Annotated in this window: 13 protein-coding genes; 6 read left to right on the top strand and 7 right to left on the bottom strand. The window is 41.8% G+C overall.

Annotated elements, in window-relative coordinates:
• Positions 1-1,192 precede the first annotated feature (1,192 nt).
• Positions 1,193-2,065 carry a DNA replication terminus site-binding protein gene (locus MHN31_RS23435; RefSeq protein ID WP_239445457.1) on the bottom strand — a complete coding sequence of 291 codons (873 nt, stop codon included), beginning with the start codon at positions 2,063-2,065 and terminating at the stop codon, positions 1,193-1,195.
• A gap of 575 nt (positions 2,066-2,640) precedes the next feature.
• On the opposite strand from MHN31_RS23435, the gene MHN31_RS23430 reads away from it, so the two are divergent.
• From MHN31_RS23430 to MHN31_RS23420, 3 genes are all read left to right on the top strand, one after another.
• Positions 2,641-2,850: a transposase gene (locus MHN31_RS23430; RefSeq protein WP_239445456.1), complete on the top strand. Its 210-nt coding sequence runs from the start codon at positions 2,641-2,643 to the stop codon at positions 2,848-2,850.
• 116 nt (positions 2,851-2,966) lie between these two features.
• The gene (locus tag MHN31_RS23425) at positions 2,967-3,185 is read left to right on the top strand and encodes a transposase (protein ID WP_239445455.1); all 219 of its coding nucleotides are present in this window, start codon (positions 2,967-2,969) and stop codon (positions 3,183-3,185) included.
• 727 nt (positions 3,186-3,912) lie between these two features.
• Complete coding sequence (locus tag MHN31_RS23420; protein WP_125564636.1) at positions 3,913-5,268, top strand: 3-deoxy-7-phosphoheptulonate synthase class II; 1,356 nt, start codon at positions 3,913-3,915, stop codon at positions 5,266-5,268.
• A 31-nt stretch (positions 5,269-5,299) separates the two neighbouring features.
• Here the strand turns inward: MHN31_RS23420 and MHN31_RS23415 are convergent, their stop codons facing one another.
• A complete protein-coding gene (locus tag MHN31_RS23415; protein WP_125564634.1) occupies positions 5,300-6,109 on the bottom strand; it encodes a pyruvate, water dikinase regulatory protein in 810 nt (269 codons plus the stop codon).
• A 140-nt stretch (positions 6,110-6,249) separates the two neighbouring features.
• On the opposite strand from MHN31_RS23415, the gene ppsA reads away from it, so the two are divergent.
• Positions 6,250-8,625 (top strand): phosphoenolpyruvate synthase, encoded by a 2,376-nt coding sequence (gene ppsA, locus MHN31_RS23410; protein WP_239445454.1) that lies wholly within the window; start codon positions 6,250-6,252, stop codon positions 8,623-8,625.
• 275 nt (positions 8,626-8,900) lie between these two features.
• Here the strand turns inward: ppsA and MHN31_RS23405 are convergent, their stop codons facing one another.
• Positions 8,901-9,107, bottom strand: coding sequence for a PGPGW domain-containing protein (locus MHN31_RS23405; protein WP_275446891.1), 207 nt, complete (start codon positions 9,105-9,107; stop codon positions 8,901-8,903).
• A 148-nt stretch (positions 9,108-9,255) separates the two neighbouring features.
• On the opposite strand from MHN31_RS23405, the gene MHN31_RS23400 reads away from it, so the two are divergent.
• The gene (locus tag MHN31_RS23400; RefSeq protein ID WP_239445453.1) at positions 9,256-12,306 is read left to right on the top strand and encodes an FAD-binding and (Fe-S)-binding domain-containing protein; all 3,051 of its coding nucleotides are present in this window, start codon (positions 9,256-9,258) and stop codon (positions 12,304-12,306) included.
• Between the two features lie 800 nt (positions 12,307-13,106).
• On the opposite strand, the gene MHN31_RS23395 is transcribed toward MHN31_RS23400, so the two are convergent.
• The 4 genes from MHN31_RS23395 to MHN31_RS23380 form a co-directional block, all read right to left on the bottom strand.
• Positions 13,107-14,315 carry a site-specific integrase gene (locus tag MHN31_RS23395; RefSeq protein WP_239445452.1) on the bottom strand — a complete coding sequence of 403 codons (1,209 nt, stop codon included), beginning with the start codon at positions 14,313-14,315 and terminating at the stop codon, positions 13,107-13,109.
• Positions 14,316-14,439: 124 nt separating this feature from the next.
• Complete coding sequence (locus MHN31_RS23390) at positions 14,440-15,288, bottom strand: DUF417 family protein (RefSeq protein WP_239445451.1); 849 nt, start codon at positions 15,286-15,288, stop codon at positions 14,440-14,442.
• Positions 15,289-15,537: 249 nt separating this feature from the next.
• Positions 15,538-17,331 carry a S8 family peptidase gene (locus MHN31_RS23385; RefSeq protein ID WP_194867215.1) on the bottom strand — a complete coding sequence of 598 codons (1,794 nt, stop codon included), beginning with the start codon at positions 17,329-17,331 and terminating at the stop codon, positions 15,538-15,540.
• A 696-nt stretch (positions 17,332-18,027) separates the two neighbouring features.
• A complete protein-coding gene (locus MHN31_RS23380) occupies positions 18,028-21,213 on the bottom strand; it encodes a M43 family zinc metalloprotease (protein WP_239445450.1) in 3,186 nt (1,061 codons plus the stop codon).
• A gap of 1,018 nt (positions 21,214-22,231) precedes the next feature.
• Between MHN31_RS23380 and MHN31_RS23375 the strand changes: the two genes are divergently transcribed.
• The coding region (locus MHN31_RS23375; RefSeq protein ID WP_239445458.1) for a transposase at positions 22,232-22,345 on the top strand (114 nt) is incomplete at its 3' end.

The raw sequence follows: 22,345 nt of genomic DNA, 5'->3' as shown, positions 1-22,345 counted from the left end.
TAGTTTGTCTCTTTTACAAGGTCAAAAGAACAACGATTTTGTGTGTTATCTGTTCCTTTGGTTGATGGAATTGGGTTGGCCCGGGTGAGAATGTGCCTCACTAGTTTGTCCCTGATCACGGGGTCAAAAGAACGATGATTTGGTCAGCCTTTTTAAACTAAAGAGATGATCAATGATGAATATTGAACACTTACTCTCAGAATAAATGATGTGTTCTTTTGCCGTGTGTTATTTATCCTTTTGGTTGACGGAAATGGGTTGGTCCGGGTGGTAATTCTTCTTACTAATTTGTCTTTTCTCATGGGACCAAAGGAACATTGATTTGTTAAGCCTTTCAAACTGACGATCTATTTTATGATGAGTATCGAACATTCTCTTTGTAAATTAATGATGTGTTCTCAGCTCGGCGAGATATTTCCATTTTTGACTCAGTTGCTATCAGGTCTGTGTGATTGCTTGGTAGGAAGGGACTGACGTTGGACTGTTTTACTTATTTATGGTGTGTTCCTGTTGGGTGAGATTCATACCACTGTAAGTTTCCGTTGTAAGGAGACCTGTTGCGCTACATACCAACCAGAGATGGGAGGACAGATCTGTTTTAACTAATATCAATAATATGTTCCTAAAGTAAAAGCTCTTGTAACCTTGAAATGTCACACGATGATAGGCTTTAGTTTCTTGATGATACTGTTTCTTTAATGCATGTTAGTTGGTACTTACACATGAATTATGCTAATCACTTTTTGATTTTAAAGCAGAATAGTAATCGAGCTCAGATGAAACTTGATTAATCAAAGCTTGGATATCGTTTCGGTAATAAAGAAAATAGACAAAAATGAACACGCACACCATTTATGAAAGCTATTGAAATGTATGTGTGTACTTACTTGCACTTATTGGATGTTTACAATCACTTCAAGCAAAATAGTTTTTGATTTAAAAAGAATCCTGTTTGTGCAAACTAAGTTTAAGTTACTTTCAACTAGAGCTAAAAGATATCCACTTGTATAGATAAGAGCGAAATCTAACGCAGTTTTCTGAGACTTTTGGTATGTGGTAAAAGCGATAGTTTCTGTTGCGTTAGATTCTAATCAAAAATATATGACTTCCCTCGAGTCCATCAGCGAAAAGTAAATACGGCCGGCACTCTTAACCGAAGTGATGTTTATCGCATTTAGAGCATAAATTAGAATCAACCATTAATCGTTTCTAAATAGATTCTCTCGATCAGGTAATTGTATTCTTTTTTCCTTGGATCATTGCCATCACGACTGTAATTTTTTAATTCACCAATTTTTGTTTCTTTTTGAGGGTTTAGCAAAATGAAAGGTAACGCACCGCTTACGTGATACCTATTTTTTGCGCTAAAACGAACGTTTACTTCCGGGCTCACTCGAGTTGGGCGTCTGATCCTCAACTTTGCAGAATCAGATAGACTTGAAACTCTAACACGTTCTTGCTCTACAATTGACTGCCAATTATTCTGATCAATTGCTCTGGGGTTTGTGTATTGGGAAGACCGTTGAAGTATATCAAGAGCTGCTTTTTTTGAGAGTGTTTTGGTAGAGTGTTTTGTCATCCAGGTGAAACGTACAGAGTAGGGAACAGCTTGCTCGAAATGTATTTTTCTATATGCTGCTAGAGTAACTAAACTGGGGACTGCACTGTGCACAGCTTCAAATCTTGCATCATTATTTGTGATTTCAAGAATAAGTTCTTTGAAGGCATCTTTTGCTAAATTTATTTCTACCAGTCTATTTCGTATCTCGTTTTTGGGATCATTTGCTAAAAGTATCCCTGGATGTCTGGTGAGTACCTTGCCACTTTCTTTTTTGTCAATAAAGAGATCTTTGTAGGAAGAGATACAATGGCTGAATGCATCCTGACCTGTTAGTTTTTCTACATGAACACTATCTGGCGCAGAGAGTTCATCCTTCTTTTGTACTGGAGGTAATTTGAAATAGTAAGCTTGAGTTATGTCTGCTTGTTTAATTTCTTCACAAAATAATGAGATTTGCTCAAAAAGGTAATCAAAATGAGAGCGTATGGAAAGCTTACTTTTCATAATCAAGAGCCTAATTGCATAGAACAGATGCGTATTATACACTTTGTTATTAAAAAAATTAATGAGCTTAGTTTTTTGGTCTGCGTTATTGTAGTTTTTAATCGGTGCTTTTATTCAACGTATATATTACAAATAGTATGATGTGTTCCTTTTTATAATAAACATTTATCTCTACTTAAGCAACATTAATTAATGTTTATCCCACTTTTATGATTACTTTTTATATGTTTTTCAATCAATTATAAAAAATTTCGTCTTGGTTGAGGAGGGCGTTACGCTTCATCTCGAAATCAACAAATAAACCGTAAGGGATATCTCTATGGCAAATATTAAAGCCCCAGTGTCGGGGACCGGATATATAATACTCGCGATCTAGTGCAGTATTTATCCAAATTTTAATAAAACATTTTCTCATGTATAGGTTAAAAGGGTAGTTCATAGTAAAGTTTGAAAATTCAAGGCAGCTCAAATTGTGTTATATCCGGCTTTGTTGATTAATAGCGTTGTTTCCTAAATCATTGAACTTATCTAACCTTGTGTGATCAGATCTCAAAAGCAAACACCGAGACTGAACTTTGAAAGAAAAGCGTATCACCTGCTGGCTCGATTACAACAAACCCCTTATCGCCAGAGGTAACATCCAACTTTGGTTTTCCCAGGATGCAATTGTGCAGTGGAACAACACGCAACATCACGGCGGTAAAGGGCGATTTATTCATTTCTCTGAGCTGGCGATTGAGACCTGCCTGACTTTGCGCGCTGTATTTCGCTTGTCTCTTCTCTGATATCAATGATGAAACTTGGTTTGTAAACGCCAACTTATAGTTGTTTTTGCAAGCGAAGTGCTGAGCTGGCAGTTCGTTACAGACCGAGCTCTAGTGCATCCGCGGTTATTGATATCATGGTTAATAATACAGGCTTGAAGGTGTACGGAAATGGTGAGTGGCATGCAAGAAAACATGGTGCGAATAAACGCCGAATCTGGCGAAAGTTACATCTGGCCTTTGATGAAAATACGCACCAAATCGTGGGTGCTGAGTTGTCTACAATCTCCGTATGTGATCCAGAGGTCTGGGCGACTTGCTCAGATCAGTTCGGTAAAAGCGGATGGCGCTTATGATACCCAAGGCTGTTATGCCGAAATGGCAGCCAAAATGGCCGACGCAGTGATCCCACCAAGGCGCAATGCTCAGTTTTGGGAGGATGGGCATGCATGAAACAGCGCGGTCCTTTTAATAAAGCACATAGAAGTGTGTGAACTCCCATCAATGCTCACTGTCGGAAACAGCAATGTACCGTTGTAAACAGCTAATGGGTGACAAGCTGGTTAGTCGTGGATTCAATAAGTAGCACACTGAGGCGATGATCAAAGTTAAAGTGCTCAATAGAATGACTGGGCTAGGTATGCCTGAATATCAGGGAAACAGCTGAAATCGCAGTGTTGCCTAAGCTATTTGGATTTGATCAACAAGGCTCTGCTTAATTGAGATTATCAATATGTGCATCGATTGCTAAAGCTTTTAGAAACTATCATATGGCACAGGCATTATCTGATTTACCTAGTAGTTAGGGAGTTAGGGTGAGCCAGGTAAAAGCAATGCAAATTTAACATAATTCTAATGTAAGATAACACAGCTTAAATTAGAACTACCAGAGAAAAAACGCTAGCTCTTTGATAGCTTTTTTAATTTAAAACAGAGTTGTTGAAGTTATTAAATTTCGCAACATTGTATGATGTGTTCTTTGCTTTTTGAATTATCCTTTAAATTCTTCGAAAGATCCTTGAAGCCTCAGCGTCTATAAGGTACCTTGCCTTTGAGGTAACTAATGAGGAATGAGGAAAATATATGAAGCCTTGGAGTCCAGATAGCTGGAGAGATCATCCGATAGTTCAGCAACCTGAATACCCGGATAAAATTGCGCTTGAGTCAGTTGAGAAGCAAATCAACGCGGCGCCACCTTTAGTATTTGCAGAGGAAACACGCAGCCTTTATAAAAGTCTTGCTGATGTTTGTGAAGGTAAAGCTTTCTTATTGCAGGGTGGAGATTGTGCAGAGTCCTTTGCTGACTTTAGTGCAACTAATATCAGAGACACATTCAAAACACTTTTGCAGATGGCAGTTGTTCTGACTTATGGCGGAAAGTGCCCAGTTGTCAAAATAGCAAGAATGGCTGGTCAATATGCAAAGCCAAGATCATCTGATTTCGAGACCATCAATGGCGTTGCGTTACCATCTTACAGAGGCGACATCGTAAATAGTTTTGAGTTTACAGAAGAGGCACGCATACCGGATCCTAAAAGGTTGCTGACAGCTTATCACCACAGTGCATCTACACTGAACCTGCTTAGAGCATTTGCACAAGGTGGTCTTGCAGACTTACATCAGGTTAGTCGATGGAATATGAGCTTCGTTGCAGCTAACCCAATGAAAGAGAAGTTTCAACAGTTGGCAAACAGGATCCAGGAAGCTTTAGAGTTTATGGAAGTGTGCGGTATCGATTCATCCGTCGCGCCAAGCCTTAAAGAAACACATTTATATACTTCACATGAAGCTTTATTGTTAGGGTATGAACAAGCACTGACGCGTCGCGACCATCTAAGTGGAGACTGGTATGATTGTTCCGCGCATTTTGTTTGGATCGGTGAAAGGACTAGACAATTAGATCATGCACATATTGAATTCTTTAGAGGAATTAAAAACCCGATTGGTGTGAAGGTTGGCCCTGGTATGAAACCAGACGAGCTTATCCAACTTATCGACGCGCTCAACCCAGAGAACATCCCGGGCAGACTTACTTTGATCACGCGAATGGGGGCAGACATCTTACCAGAAAAGCTGCCAGCCTTGGTGAGAAAAGTTCAGGAAGAAGGACGTAAAGTAGTTTGGAGTTCAGATCCAATGCATGGCAATACTGAAAAAGCCAGCACAGGATATAAAACTCGAAGCTTCAATAATATACTACGTGAAATCAGTCAGTTCTTCGCTGTACATAAAGCTGAAGGGTCCTACCCAGGCGGTGTACACCTGGAAATGACAGGTCAGCACGTTACGGAGTGTATCGGCGGTGCTTATGGACTTTCAGACGAGGACTTAGCTCAGCGCTATCGAACACAATGCGATCCGCGCTTGAACGCAGATCAAGTCTTAGAGCTAGGTTTCCTGGTTGCAGACTTGTTGAAAGACGCAAGAAACCGAGTTTAAAACAATAAAAAGGCCCAGATGGGCCTTTTTATCAATATTTACGCCTTTCTAAGTTTGTCTCTGACATTATCTTTGCAGAAATTTCTTCAACAGAAAACTTGGTAGAGTTCAGGTAGGGGATCCTGTTCTTTTTAAACAGCATTTCAACTTCCCGTACTTCAATCCTGCATTGGCGAATAGAAGCGTATCGCGAGTTAGCCATGCGCTCTTGCCTGATTGCAGACAGTCGCTCCGGATCTATGGTCAAACCGAATATTTTATGTTTGAACGGAGTTAAACACTTAGGTAGTGTGCCTTTTTCCAAATCGTCTTCTGTCATAGGGTAATTTGCTGCTTTAATGCCGTACTGCAAAGCAAGATAAAGGCTGGTTGGTGTCTTTCCGCTTCGGCTTACGCCGACCAGAATTATATCCGCCTTTTCGTAATCTTTGACATTTGCACCATCGTCGTTGGCCAACGCATAGTTGACAGCATCAATTCTGAAATCATAAGTAGCTTCATGAATACTGTGTGTTCTGTGTACTTTTGGAACAGGTGCTACTTTTAGCTCTCTTTTTACAATTTCACTAGAATAAGATAGGAAGTCATAGCAAACGCCATCGGACGCCAAAATGATATCTGACAAAACCGGGTTTACAAAAGTGAAAAATACTAGCGGTTTTTCGCCACTGGTTGCCGCTGTCTCATTGATTAAATCTTTGATTTTTTCTGCTTTCTCTACAGTTTCGACAAATGGAATAGTTTTGTGGTTAAAGTCCACAGGAAACATTGATAGGGTAGCATGACCGAACACTTCTGACGTAATCGCCGTCCCGTCTGATATATAAAATGCAGTTCTCATTTTAACCTTTAAATTACTTTTTTAGTATTTTTTCGCGTCGCGGTTTACGTCGCTATGCTTTAAGTTGTAGAATGCCTTCGACCTATAGGAAGGTCAATTTTTCTCTCACATTAAATACAATTTGTTTTGGAGACAGTTCCGTGCAAGACTACGTTCTCTGGTATCAAGAATTAGGTATGCAAGACGTACCTAGAGTTGGTGGTAAAAACGCTTCTCTGGGTGAAATGATATCTAACCTTGCCAATGCAGGTGTACAAGTACCCGGTGGATTCGCGACTACGGCAGACGCCTTTAATGAGTTCTTAGAGCAATCAGGCCTCAATGAAAAAATCCACACCATTCTCGATACTCTCGATGTTGACGACGTCAACGAACTTGCCAAAATCGGCGCCCAAATCCGTCAATGGGTAATCGACACACCATTCCAGCCAGAATTAGACCAAGCCATTCGTAAGGCTTATACGTCACTCCACGGTGATGAAAACAACGATGTCTCCTTCGCAGTGCGTTCATCAGCGACCGCAGAAGATATGCCAGACGCATCTTTTGCCGGACAGCAAGAAACTTTCCTAAATGTGAAAGGTATAGATGCTGTGATGGTTGCTATCAAACACGTTTTTGCATCACTGTTTAATGACCGCGCAATATCTTATCGAGTTCACCAAGGCTACGACCACCGCGGCGTTGCGCTTTCTGCTGGCATCCAGCGCATGGTTCGTTCAGACAAAGCGTCTTCAGGTGTAATGTTCACCATAGATACAGAATCGGGTTTTGAAGATGTCGTTTTTGTCACGTCAAGCTACGGTCTTGGCGAAATGGTAGTACAGGGCGCTGTAAATCCGGATGAATTTTACGTTCACAAACCAACACTTGCTAAAGGCTTACCTGCAGTTGTTAGACGTAATATCGGTTCTAAAGCAATTCAAATGGTCTATTCAACCGACGAATCTCATGGCAAACAAGTTGAGATCGTTGATATGGAGCCAGAATTATCTAACAAATTCTCAATCACAGATAGCGAAGTCGAAGAACTAGCCAAGCAAGCTGTGATCATCGAAAAGCACTACGGTCGTCCAATGGACATTGAATGGGCTAAAGATGGCAATGATGGTAAACTCTATATTGTACAGGCTCGTCCAGAAACAGTGCGTTCTAATGAAGATGCGAACATTATGGAACGCTATCAGCTTAAAGAGAAGTCAAACGTAGTTTGCGAAGGTCGCGCGATTGGCCATAAAATTGGCAGTGGTGTGGTACGTGTACTCAATTCTATCGATGAAATGGATAAAGTTGAGCAGGGTGACATCCTGGTTACCGACATGACAGACCCGGATTGGGAACCTATCATGAAGCGCGCTGCGGCAATTGTTACCAACCGTGGTGGACGTACCTGTCATGCTGCAATTATCGCTCGTGAGCTTGGCATTCCTGCAGTGGTTGGTTGCGGCAACGCAACAGACACCATCAAACACGGCGACGAAGTAACCGTTTCTTGTGCAGAGGGTGACACTGGTTACATCTACCAGGGTAAACTAGACTTCGAAGTCATTTCTTCACGCATTGACTCAATGCCTGAAATTCCTATGAAGATAATGATGAATGTGGGCAACCCAGATCGAGCATTTGACTTCGCTAAGCTGCCGCATGCAGGTATTGGTCTTGCTCGTCTAGAGTTCATCATTAATCGCATGATCGGTGTGCACCCCAAAGCACTTATTAATTTTGATACTCAGCCGGCTGACCTTCAAGCTGAAATCAAAGATATCATTGCAGGATATGAGTCTCCTGTAGAGTTCTATATCGCTAAACTGGTTGAAGGTATTTCAACACTAGGTGCAGCGTTTGCGCCAGAGCGTGTTATTGTTCGTATGTCTGACTTCAAGTCAAACGAGTACGCAAACTTGGTTGGCGGTCAACAGTACGAGCCGGAAGAAGAAAATCCAATGATTGGTTTCCGGGGTGCATCACGCTATATTTCGGAAGATTTCCGCGAGTGTTTCGCACTTGAATGTGAAGCTATTAAGCGTGTTCGCAACGGAATGGGTCTGGACAACGTTGAGATTATGATTCCTTTCGTTCGTACACTTGAAGAAGCGGCTCAAGTTATTCAGCTTCTAGAAGAGCACGGCCTTAAGCGTGGGGAAAATGGTCTGAAGGTAATCATGATGTGTGAATTACCTTCAAATGCACTATTGGCAGAAGAGTTCCTTGAATATTTTGATGGATTCTCAATAGGTTCAAATGACCTGACTCAGCTTACTTTGGGTCTTGACCGAGATTCTGGTCTGATTGCACACTTGTTCGATGAGCGTAACCCGGCCATCAAAAAATTGCTTTCTATGGCAATTCAGACAGCCAAAGCAAAAGGCAAATACGTTGGTATTTGTGGCCAAGGTCCATCGGATCATGAAGACTTTGCAGCTTGGTTAGTCGATCAAGGCATTGACTCTGTATCACTTAACCCTGATACAGTGCTTGAAACTTGGCTATATCTTGCTGAGCAAAACAAAGCTTAATTGATTTAATTAGCTAAAAGGCCTGTTTTTACAGGCCTTTTTTATTTTCTGATTATACTAATTTGCTTAATTAAGTGTTCTGTTTTAAAGCGAGAAAATAGGGTCGAAAACACCTTCCCCGCGTCCTGATATCGCTGAGGCACCTACATCCGTATAAGCGAGGCGACACTTTGCAATCTTATACCTTAAAAGTACAAGTTCTAAATGAGAACTCTTTAACGCCGTTAGCGTCATATTTTCCCTTCAAATAGAACAGGTATTAAATAAAATTGGTACTATCTCAAGCGTTTATCAAGTTGCACGCAAATTGTCTTAAATCCAGCCTGCGTTTTTTTCAAGTAACTCCTCACCCATGGGTAATTAAACGACAAACAAACTAGGCCAGCTAACAAGAAAACAATAGAAGGACCGGGTACTACAATAAATAGTAAAGCTAACATGGCACAAACTGCAGCTAATACATTCAAAAGTAACTTCTTCATACCAACCTCGCGGGTTTTATAGTTACCTATAAGCGTACTTCATATCCCAAAGACAATCTTTTTCTAAATGTAACAAAACGAAAAATTCCGGATTTGTAATGGCACTCAACATGATACAATGCTAACAAAGCAATAATTTATTACCGTCATGATTGCCGAAATTACCCAGCAGGATTCTGCAAATACATTATTAACTGACTACATCAAAAAGATCACAGGCCAGGGCTTTAGCGGAGATACCGATACGAGTTACGCAACCAGAATAGTAACCGCCACTGATAACAGTATTTATCAGGAAATTCCCCAGGCTGTTATCTATCCACGGAATTCGAAGGATGTACAGGTCGCGATGCAAGTTGCATCACTGGACCCTTTTCTTTCTTTAAGCTTTGGCCCTCGAGGTGGTGGTACAGGTACTAATGGCCAGTCACTTACTCCTGGTATCGTTGTTGATTTATCTCGTTACATGCGCGAAATTCTTGAGATCAACGAAGAAGAAGGCTGGGTAAAAGTTCAAACCGGTGTAATCAAAGATCAGCTCAATGATTTTCTGAGACCATATGGTTTCTTTTTTGCTCCCGATCTATCCACCAGTAACCGCGCTACTATAGGTGGAATGATAAATACAGATGCATCTGGCCAGGGTTCGCTTGTTTATGGAAAAACGAGTGATCACGTGCTTGAACTTAAGACAATCCTTGTCGACGGTACGGAGCTCAACACCAGCAAGCTTGAACTTGAAAAAGCACAGATACTCGCTGATCAAACCAATCGGGTTGGTGAAATCTATAATGCTGTTCTAAATAGCTGTAAGGAAAATCGAGACCTCATACTAGAGAAATTTCCCAGACTCAATCGCTTTTTAACCGGCTACGATCTGGAAAACGTGTTCGACGAACAAATGACAACCTTTGATTTGAGTCGAGTGATCACCGGTTCAGAGGGGTCACTTGGTATTGTCACGGAAGCCAAGTTAAATGTTACGCGTATTCAGCCGTATAAAACACTAATCAATATTAAATACGATTCGTTCGAGTCTGCACTCAGAAATTCACCATTTTTAGTCGCTGCGAATGCCACTTCAGTTGAAACTGTTGACAGTAAGGTCCTTAATCTTGCGAAGCAGGATATTATCTGGCATTCAGTATCGGACTTAATATCCGACGTACCTGGTGTTGACGTTCAGGGACTTAACATGGTTGAGTTCAACGGAGAAACACCTGACGAAATCGAACACAAAGTATCTTCACTGTGTAAACAACTAGACCTCCTCATTGCCAATAAAGAAGCAGGAGTTGTCGGTTATCAGCTCACCAATGATAAGTCCGATATTCTTAAAATTTACGCGATGCGTAAAAAGGCGGTTGGTTTACTTGGTAATACTAAAGGTAAACAAAAGCCTTTGGCGTTTGCGGAAGATACTGCCGTACCACCAGAAAACCTTGCTGATTTTATATTAGAATTTCGAGCGCTATTGGATAGCAAAGGTTTACACTACGGTATGTTTGGCCACGTTGATGCTGGTGTACTCCATGTTCGTCCGGCTCTGGATATGTGTGATCCGGAACAAGAGAAATTACTTCGAGAAATTTCTGATCAGGTAGTTGCGCTGACAGCCAAATATCGGGGGCTTATGTGGGGTGAACATGGTAAAGGATATCGAAGTGAATACGGCCCGGAGTTTTTTGGCGATACACTGTTCAATGAACTGAGAAAAATTAAAACAGCATTCGACAAAAATAACCGCCTGAACCCCGGCAAGATCTGTACACCTATTGATAGTAATGAGCGCTTAGTTAGTGTGGACGATCAAAAACGCGCGTGGTTTGATAAGTCTATCAATATCGAAGTCAGAGAAAGTTTTGAAAATGCGATGAACTGTAACGGTAACGGGCTCTGCTTCAACTATGACGAAACGTCGCCAATGTGTCCATCATATAAAGTGACGAAAGATCGTCGTCATTCACCTAAAGGTCGAGCGTCGCTGATCCGAGAATGGTTCCGACTGCAAGAAGAGCAGGGGGTTGATCTACTAGCGGTGGAGAAAACCTTAATTACAAAGGAAAATGATACAACCTGGTGGGAACGTTTTCGAAATAATCAGAAAAAACACAAAGGCTTTTATGATTTCTCACATGAAGTGAAAGAATCAATGGATGAGTGCTTAGCTTGTAAAGCCTGCACAACCGCCTGCCCAATAAAAGTAGACGTGCCAAGTTTTCGTGCGAGGTTTCTGAATCTTTACCACAGCAAGTACAATCGACCACTTAAAGATCACTTGGTTGCTAATGTTGAAAAAACTACACCTTTGATGGCAAAACTACCAAGAACGACAAACTTTTTTGTCAATTTTCCTCCAGTAAAGTTGGCTTTGAAAAAGATCATTGGTTATGTCGATACGCCTAAGCTAAGTGTTCCTACCTTAACTTCGAGAGTAAAAAGCGCACAGTTATACGATGAAAATAAATTGGCCTCTTTATCAAAAGATGCAATGTCCGATATTGTGTTTATCGTGCAAGACCCTTTTACCAGCTATTACGAAGCAGAACTGGTAGAAGCACTCATTAAGTTAGTTGGTAAACTTGGCAAACAAGCGATCCTCTTGCCTTTCGTACCAAACGGTAAAGCGCAACACGTAAAAGGATTTCTAAAAGAATTCAAGTCAACCGCATCTTCCGCAAACGAATTTCTTTCTCGCGTCGCGGAATTTGGTAGACCAATGATTGGGTTAGATGCTTCGTTAGTTCTTTGCTATCGGGATGAGTATCTTAACATCCTTGAGAAAGACAAACTGGCATTTCAAGTGCAGCTGGCGCATGAATGGCTCGCTACTCAGAACTGGGATGCACTCGGCCAACAAACAAAAGTCAGCTCAAGCAAAGTCAAGCTGTTAAGTCATTGTACTGAAACCAGCGCGATGCCAGATAGTAAGAATGTCTGGAAAACGATATTCAATCAGCTAGGTATTAACCTGGACACTCCGGCAACAGGTTGCTGTGGTATGGCTGGTACCTATGGGCATGAAACTGATCATCAGGAAAACTCAAGAAGCCTGTATGAAATTTCCTGGCAGCATCATACGAAAAAGATGGATTCTGAAACAATTTTGGCAACCGGGTTCTCTTGCCGCTGCCAGGTTAAGCGGTTCGAAAATCAAAAGCCCATGCATCCAATAGAGTTTATCGCTAATAACCTCTAATATTATCAGCATAGTAACAGTCTTAACTCTGTTGCTATGCTTTTTCTTTCAACCATTTCCCTTCGTTTCCCCCAAAACGCTCAAATTTAACATAATAGATTTCGCATAACGTTTTCTGCTTGGTTACAATTTTTCATAAGTTTAGAAGTTGCTGAGTTAAGATTAATGTTCAAATATGTATGATGTGTTCTTTCTAGCTTTTTAAATGGTAATATTCAAACCGCCAGTAACGTATGAGTTAGGAATTAACAACAGAGGGGAATATTTTTCGTAGCCGTGTTTAAAATATCAGCCACATAAAAATAAAATTATATCAGGAGGGAGAGTAACATGCTGGAAAACCTCTCTTGTTTGGTTTTTAATATTTTTACCGGACATATTTTATGAAATATAAATATCGAAAGTGCAGATTATAACTGACTATAACTGATTATAACTGATTATAACTGATTATAACTGATTATAACTGAAAAAATATATAAATTATAATTCCCCACTAAAATTAGAAAACATATAGAAACCAATTTAAATATCGCTATTAAAGCGAACTCAAAAATTAATATAAAAATCTGGCGACGTTAAAAATTAATATAAAAATCTGGCGACGTTAAAAACGAAGGAGCTTTACAAAGGCAGGGAGCGGTAATGCTAGATAAAGCTAGCAAAAATTGGCATGGTTCCTTTTCCCTATTATAGCAAAACCACTTACAAATAGAATTTGTGTTAGCCCTGTAAAAGAAATCTGTAAATAAAAAATAGGATTAAATCTAAACGATGCTACTAAGTGTCGTTTAGTTGAATTATAACTTGCGCTTTATACCCGACTTAGCTCGCTCTTTTATATTGGTTTGGATATAAATCTGATCAGTCGTCGCGATTTTTGAATGGCCAAGGTCTTCAGATAAATGCTTCAGTGGTCTGTGCTGCGCGTCATGGGTAGCACCTGTGTGCCTTAACCAATGGGAGGTCGCAGCTTGTAGATTTTCTGACTCTTCCTGAAAACCATCTTCATTCAGTTTTTTTATTGCAAGATCAAAGCTCTCCTGAACGATGCGACGGATTTGTCTGACATTCATCCCGCCGCTTCCTCTTAGCTTATGAATAATGGGATGTGGCTCATCAACACGGGGGAGGGAGCTCAAACCACGGCTCAGGCGATAACGTTTAAGGTAATCAATAAAGTCCTCGCTCAAGGTAACATCCCTGAGTTTGTTGCCTTTTCCCATAATACGTAAAAACCAAAACCCGTCCTGATCTTGCCAAAAATGACTCATTACCGGTGCCCATTGTGGTCTATCAGACAGTTCAGAGATACGCAGATATAAGCCTTTTAAACAGGCGAGGGTAAACAGGTTACGCTCAAGCTTGGGATCCTTTTCGCAACGATCTTTTGTAACGCCAAACACATATTCCCATTGTAAATCACTAAGCGTGTCAGGCAGCTTAATCTGCGACTGAACAACCAGATAAGGACAGTTCTTTTTAACAACAGGAACGAAATTTGTAAAAGTTCTTTCTTCTAAAATCGCAAATTTATAAAATACATTGAGCGCGGTGAACATAGATGAAAGTGTTTGCTGACTAACCCCATTAGCCTTGTAAACAAAGGGACGCCAGCTTGGATTAACTCGTCTAAAGCCTTCAATATCCTTAAATCGCCATTGTACTGAATCCGCTACCCACTCATCTTTTGTTTCAACAACAAACTCAACATAACCCTCAATATCTTCTCGTTTTAAGTCGAACACCGAGGCCTGTTGAATACACCAGGCCCACAGGAAAAAACGCTCAATCTCATTGCGAAAACGATTAAAAGTGGCTTCAGATTTACGGCCATATACGTACAAAAACTGATAAAGAAAAGCCAGGTCATCTTTACACCGCTCAGGGTCAAATACGTCATCTTTCAAAAAGTGGGCAATATCAGGGTACTCAGTTGCCAGTGTATTGTCTTCAAGATGCGCAACTAAATATCTAAGCTGTCTGAGTGTGTCAACAAGAGGCGTCATAAGGTGTGTATAACACTGATTATTTAAACAGTGGTTTATTCTGACCTAAGCATTTGTAGATTGCAACGGTCATATCCCACTAAAAGGAAAATTACACACCCATTGACTGAGTCTGTCCGGGCAATTAAACCTCGACCTTTCTATCCGACTGCTTAACGTACTCCAGAATGATGAGAAGATTACAGATGAACCATAAATCTTTGATAATGAACAAGCCCAGTCCATCAATCACTGTTGCATCGGAACCCCCCCCGTCAGCGGTGAACAAGAATGTCTGAGTCATAACGAATACCGCTCCGGTCCCAGCCAGACCAGCTAGTATCACAACACGCTTGTTAAACCAAACCCCAAACCCGAGAACAATAGCAAAAACCAGGTCATAGATACCTATCAAATCAGATGCCTGCTGTACACTAAACAGAGTATATAACCAGCTCATGAAAGGCGAAGTTTCGACCAGGGGCACGATTGCTTTTGCTTCAAGCTCTAAGAACTTCATACCACCAATCCAGAATAAAACAATCGCAACTGGTATATAGTTCAGTAATGCATGGGTTCGGATATCTACACGTGTACCAAAACACAAATAAAATGCCAGAGGCAAAAGCGCAAAATACTTAATAATACCCTGGCCCGATCCGATTACAGGAAACCCTCCGTGTTCAGCTATCCAGCGGCTTGAATCGAATAAGGTTAATAGCATAATAACACTTACGAAAATTAGTGAGAAAAATTGAGGTCTACGAAGAGAAGGTAATATTGGTGATGAAGCCAAGATGATCCCCGCGAATAAAAACAATCCGCCTAAAAATAGGCCGAGATTTGACGAAGAATAAATATCTGTAAGAGAATAGAAACCAAACGCCTTTTCTACATATCCAGAATGACCGCCGAGCATAAAAGAAGTGCCAATCACAACCAGACTGGACGCAATGACAAAAGCGATTAGCTTAAAATTAATTGAGTGAGACATAGTGTTCCTGAAATATTGATTGTCCTTAGGAGACCGGTAAAGACAATATTTATTTCACGAGCTCTCAAATTTGTCTTTTAGACTACTGAGATGACTAAAATATACGTCGACGTTCTTTTCGCTCTTTGAGTTCACATAAACACAAAGTAGGCAACCACCTGAGTACCGGTAGCTCACGCACACTTATCTAAACAAGAAAGCAGGGCAACTAATTGCCCTGCTTAAAAGCAAACCGCTGTAAGGTATCCGTTAGTTTGTTTGTGCTTCCAGGCTTACACCGTTATATGATGAGTAGCCGCGTAGCATGATGTGATAAGTGCCTGCAGAGGGATTATTCACTGTACATACTTCATTGTTACCATTTTTGTAAGGGCGACAATCATAGGTCGTGCGAGTAGGTTGCGCATTTGCGCGCACATACAAATCAGCGTCACCTGAGCCACCGCTCATAGTAAAGGTTACTTTGCTTACGCCATTACCAACGTTAAATGTATAGAAAGTTTCACTACCAGATCCACCACTCAGGCTAGTTTTTGCAACGCCATCTTGTAGTTCATTGCCACCGCCACCATTGAGCGCTGCATCTACAGCTGCAGAAGCATCAATGATACCCGTTCCACAACTGCTACAAGTAGCAGGGAAACTGCGAGTCGTGCTCTTCAAAATACTTTCAACTTCGTCCGGTGTTGCAGTAGGCTTAGCTTGCTTAATCAGCGCGGCGACACCAGCAACATGCGGTGCTGCCATTGATGTACCCTGGGAGTATGCATAGCTGTCACTGGAAGGTGTGTTGCTGCCGGTATTATAAGTTGACAGAATACCTTCTGGATCATTAGCAAAACTCTGCGCACCACCTGGTGCTGCAACGTCGATATTTGATCCGTAGTTAGAGTAATATGCACGACCGCCATTACGACCTACAGACGCAACGTTGATAATGCCTGAACAGTTACCCGGGTTGAAGTTTGCAGAATTTGCGTTGCTGTTACCCGCCGCGATAACAATAGTTGCACCATTTGCACGCGCAGTATTAATCGCACTCTGTGTGGTAGAGCTACAAGCCCCCTGGCCACCCAAACTCATATTAATGACATCCGCTGGATTTGCATTTGCCGGCACGCCAGAAACCGAGCCGCCAGAAGCCCAGATGATACCATCAGCAATATCAGAAGTCAGACCGCCACATTTTCCAAGTACGCGAACGGGTACTACTTTCGCATCGTATGCAACGCCGGCAACCCCCTGACCGTTGTTTGATACGGCCGCAACTGTACCTGCTACATGTGTACCGTGCCAGCTAGAGCTACGTGCACTGTGAGTATAACCACACTCATTCGCAGATACCGCGTCACCAGGATCACGAGCATCGCTATCACGACCACCACCGTCATTTGCTACAGACAAATTAGAGATCATGTCGTAGCCTTGCAAAATATTTGGATTCAGATCAGAGTGTGGACGATAACCGGTATCCAGAACAGCGACTACGACACCATTACCAGTTGATTTGTCCCATGCGGCCGGGGCATTAATACCACCTGCAGATTCAAAATAGTGCCACTGATCAGAATAGCGTGGATCGTTCGGCGTTGCGAACGGCTGTAGCATTTGGTCAATTTCGATATACTCGATATTGCCTGTAGATGCCATTTCCTGCATCAAGCTTTGTGCTTCTGCCGCTGTCAATGTCTTATCTACGCGCATAACGTGATGGTTGCTTAAAGCCATTTTACGAACATACTTGGTTTGTAGTGAAGCTTTCTTTTTACTTTTGAAGTTCTTTACAAAGCTTTGTGCTCGCGCGTTCATCATTGCAGGGGACATATCAGCATCAGAGATAGACATAAGTTGGTTGCTGTTATCTTTATACTTGATGATAAATTGAGTACCAGCTGTATTCTGACCTTCAATTTTCTGACTCAGTTGCGTCATGCTTGCAACGGAGTGGAGTGCTTCAACCTCATTTGCGAATGCATGGGTTGTAGCGAACATACCTGAAACAGCCAGCGCGATGGCTCCAATTTTTAAATTATTAGTTGTCATAATAGTTTTTCCCTAGATTAGTTGTTGTTCCTTCCGTCCAAGATTAAGTACAGAAGGTTCACAACTGTAAACACAGGGTTACCGCTTGTTTAAATTACTTTTGGCTATATAAAATACAATTCGGGTTATAAGACATGACTTTATTTCACATACTTCATTGTTTTGTAATATTTTATACACAAAAAAATAACTAGTTATGATATATTCTTTATGTAAATGAATGTAAACAGTTAGTAATATTTTATTAGCATTTCAAACGTTTTAATGTCGATAATTTCAGCACGATACTGTTAAGATTGCCTTATCAAACAGCAATCCAAATTTCCCCGTCGAACGGATTTCACTCTTGTAATAAACTAATACCTGAGCGGTAACCACTTCCCACTAACGCGAACTATCGCATTTCAAAAGCAAAATTCTGAACATAAAACGAACGGGCGTTTATCAAAACGCGCCTGCTTAAAAGTGGGCATAAATGCATAAAAACATATTAAATCCATACATATATATGTATATTTTTACTCTTTTAAGAAAAGCTAGGCCAATGATTAACTGACACTTATCAGGGTAGGGGAAAGTTCACAGAGCTTAAGTAAGCTTCACTCTCATTAAGCCTGGCTTGCTTAATGGTTTTTACAGAGTAGGGCAGCATCGCGTCCGATGCTGCCCTGTAATCAAATAAAGACTAGTACTTCGCTATAGCCCACGGCATTGCTGGGCGTCAAAGTCCACTATGATACTTGCATTGGTGGTATCGCCTGTGATCTTAAGATAAGACCAATACTCACTGCCAGCTGCAATTTGGATGCACTCCGTTGTTGTACCTGAATTCGACTCTGCATCTTTATCATTATCACTTGGCCAGCCGCCATTTTTATACAGTATATGTAAGTTACTCGTGCCATGCGCCGTTGTGATTGCCACATTTTGTGCAGATGACACATCACCGATCGATAACCACACGGTGCCATCTCCGCTCAGGCATTCAGCTTTACCAGCTTCCAGACGACCTCCAATTACCGGCTGCTGCGTCGCACATGCATCAGGTATAGTCCCACTCGTATCTTTAGCCATTACCTCAATGGTATAGTCCTCTACTTCGCCGTCGCCGATGGTGCCACACGCACTTTGAGCCGCGCCATTATACTTCATGGCAATACGTAACCTCGCTTTCGTGCCTACCATGTTTGCGGGAACATTAATTGTTCCTGTTACTTCACCTTTGCCTGACACATCAGATAGAACCTGCTCAGATTGTTCGAACTGACCGTTGTTATTAAAGTCGATCCAGGCAACCCAGTGTTCAGTGTAGGAACCACCCGGAGTGAAGGTAAACTGGTTATCACCCTCTGTCAGTTTAATAGTCTGGTCTGAAAAGTCGCTATATCCGTTCGCCGGTGAAGGGTTACTAAATGTGCCACTTTGGACATTTGCAATCCATTCATATCGGGTATTACCGCTGGCAGAGCAATATTCGATACCCGTAATGTCGACTAAAGCTTGTGCGCTATGGCTTAGGCCATCGTTATCTGTCACTTTCAACGTGGCAGTATAATTTCCTGCCTGAGCATAGGTATGCGTTGGGTTGGCATCACTACTTGAATTACCATCTCCAAACTGCCACAAGTAGCTGACAATATTACCGTCTGTATCTTCCGAACCAGCACTACTAAATGTAACAGACTGACCATTCATAGCGGAGTAGGGACCATTGGCCTGAGCAGTAGGTGCAACGCGCTCTGATTTAACTTCAGCCGTGGTGGTATCCGTTGATGTATTTCCATCGTTATCTGTGACGGTTAACTTAACTGTAAAGACATCTGTACTTTGATAGGTGTGTATCGGACTCGGCGAAGTCGATGTATTACCGTCACCAAATTCCCATAAATAACTAACTATGCTGCCATTCGCATCATTTGAGCCTGAGGCGCTAAACTGAATAGCTTCGCCAATGATGGCACTGTAGGGTCCATTTGCTTCGGCGATTGGTAATTCAGAATTTGCCGCTCGTTCATAATAAACAACCAATGATGCATCGCTATACTCAAGGAAAGGATCTATCATAATGTTCAGCTGACCGCCACCTGCGTCAAATTCACAATACTCGCTGTGCCTTGGCGCACTGAAGGGACCACAATCATGATTATCTGCAGTCGGTACAGAGTTTAAACTAACGTATGCGTCCGGATCTCCCTGATAGCCACCCGGCATGACCGCAACAGTGCGCAAAGCATCTGACGGAATATCAAATTGATACGTTTTTGGTTCTGCGCCTTTAGCAGAGCTTAAACCTGTTACTTCAGCCAAAAACACACGCTCACACCCATTACACAGCGTATCGTCCACACCAGAAATTACGCTCAGCGTCGCATTAGAGTATGCGCTAAATGCATCGATCGCTGTATGGTAAGAGTCCGTGCTTGAAGGCGCTGAGATCGTGACCAACTCAGGTGAGCCGGCGCTTCGGAATGAGATAAAATCGGCGTCCCAGTTATCTCCATTTTTTACCGGCGCTTTACCTTTAGAGACATACATATCCGGGTCTTCATCATAGCCATCCAGATAAAAAGCGACAGCCTGAGTGCCTGCCGGAATCGTGATCTCATAGTTGTCTACATCGCCTTTTTGACCAGACAGATTAGAAAATGACTGGATCACATCACCTTTTGGCGGTAATACTGCGCCAGAAGTACCATCCCAGGGGTGGTCGGCATTACTGGTATATTCTTCAAGGCCTGTTGCAATCAGGTTTGCATTAGACCATAGCGTTGCCCTGGCCGGGCCATGAAGCGCAGCGGTCATTCTGTCCACTTGGTCCTGCGTGAACATGGCATAGTTATCCGAATAGTGCATAAAGTTTTCGGTATTTGTCGGCTGATCCAGACAGTTCTTTGCATTATTTTGTAATATGCTGCTACTCATTTGTGGTGTATCACATGATCCATCACCGGTCGCGTTACAAAATGCCTCAGAGTGGATTGTACATACATTGCCGTCAAACGTGTGGGGCAGGTTTAACCAGTGGCCAAATTCGTGAGTTAGCACAGAGCGGAAGTTTTCGTTGGTGTTTGCACCAACATAATCCCCGTTATAGACAACGCGAGATAGACCGTTTTGCGACATACTTAACTGAGGGTACCAGGCAACACCTGAGTTGTTGGTTGAACCATCATCATATAAGTCTTGCTGAATATAGATATTCATGTACTTAAAATTGTCCCAGGCGTCTGCGGCAATCTGGTCATCAACACCGCTTCCTTTACCGTAGCCTGCTTTTTGCGGATGGCGCACGATACCGTTCGTAGGCTGACCATTTGGATCTTTTTTGGCGAGCACAAACTCAATATTCAGATTTTCGCGTATAGCCTGAAATTCTGGCGCGATCGGACCGTCGTCTGTGATCAGACCCAGAAAATCCTGATTGGACTTGTTCAGACCGTCAATCACTTTCTGTTCGGTTAAGCAATAGGTCCCTGACTCACAGTTGTACCTGTCGCCATAAATATGTACGACCACAGGAATGTAATAACGCCCGGGGATACCATTGCCGTTTTCTGCCGCCAAGTCTTCCTGATTAGCCAAAGATGACATAATTTGCGTCGCGAAGCTGGAGCTAATCGACTGCTGTCTAACATTTTCTTTTTGGATAGATGACCAATCCTGTGAATTGTGGTCCGTCCCACAAATCTGGCCTTCATGGGTATGGCCCTTGGTCGAGGTTGCACTTAAAAGCAGCGAGTTGTTAGATGCAGCCAAGCCTGGATCTAAAGATTGACCGGCCAGAGCCGATCCACACGTCAGCGTCGACAGTGCTATTAACATAGCATGGCTAAGTTTATTTCTGACCGGTGTCTTTGCCAATACCTGTTTAGCAAAAGGCATAGTATTCTCCTGTTGTTGATATATTTGTTAACAAGGTGATGCTCAATGCGAGTACTCTTGTCCACCATGCAACTTGTAGTGTTATTATTTTTTACCGTTTTCAGTACTCTGTTGTTTTTCTGAACTACCTAAAAGTGCATTCATATCAGTCACCTGACTATCACACCTCAACAGCTGGTGGATTTCTGTACGTCATGAAAGCTTTTTGTAACTTACATGAATGAAATTATATTGTATACAGTATAATTTAACATTTTGCATAATTGTTATTTTGAAGAAGTAGAGCAGGGATGCCCAAAAGTGAGCTAATGGTTTGTTTTTAGTGCTTATGTTGGTGATACAAGCGAAAGGTTTGGGTTATAACAAATCAGGTCACCAGCAGGGCTTTTTCTAGATCTGATGTCTTGCATGGCATACTTGCCCAGCTCACCAAGGGGTATGGCTAGGAACGCACCCGTGCTAACACGTCCTCCTTAGTTCAAATTTCCAATACGCGCGTTCCAAGTCCCATACTTCCTAAGCATTATTCGCTTTGCTGACATGGGCCTGACTGTTGGGAACCAGTCGGAATACGCAAGATATTGGGGGTTTTGGTAGAGGCAAATGCTCCATAGTTTTTCATCGCTCGTCGGTAACTGCGGGAGCGAGTGTAAAAATTATGGGATAGAGATTTAGGTGTAAAACGTTTTACAGCTTTTAATATGTCAAAACCCTTTACTAGTGTTCGTTCTAAAAGCTTCGAATTTAACCTTATCAAGAGACCTTGAGAATTCTTCTTCACCGTGTTTAGAGCAAACCTTAAACATCAGGTTAACGTGACTTGACGAGAGAATTGATGTGTACATTGTGCTTGAAACACTGGCGTAGTTAATATCTTCAAGCCTATCTATAATTTCTAATAATTTCGAAGAAAGCTGTATGATGGCTATTTCATTTAATACAGTGTTTTTGTAACTCCCCCATAAACTGCAACAGTTCTTGAGTAGAATTTCCACTAACAGAAGAAGGAAGTTTTACGATGAGAAAAAGCAAGTTCACCGAATCACAAATTGTTGCCATGATCAAAGAAGCTGAATCGGGTGTATCGGTTCCAGATCTTTGCCGAAAACATGGAATTGGACAGAGCACATTT

This window comes from Pseudoalteromonas sp. McH1-42, assembly GCF_022347845.1.
GTDB lineage: Bacteria > Pseudomonadota > Gammaproteobacteria > Enterobacterales > Alteromonadaceae > Pseudoalteromonas > Pseudoalteromonas rubra_D.
This window is presented reverse-complemented; position numbering and strand designations above follow the sequence as displayed.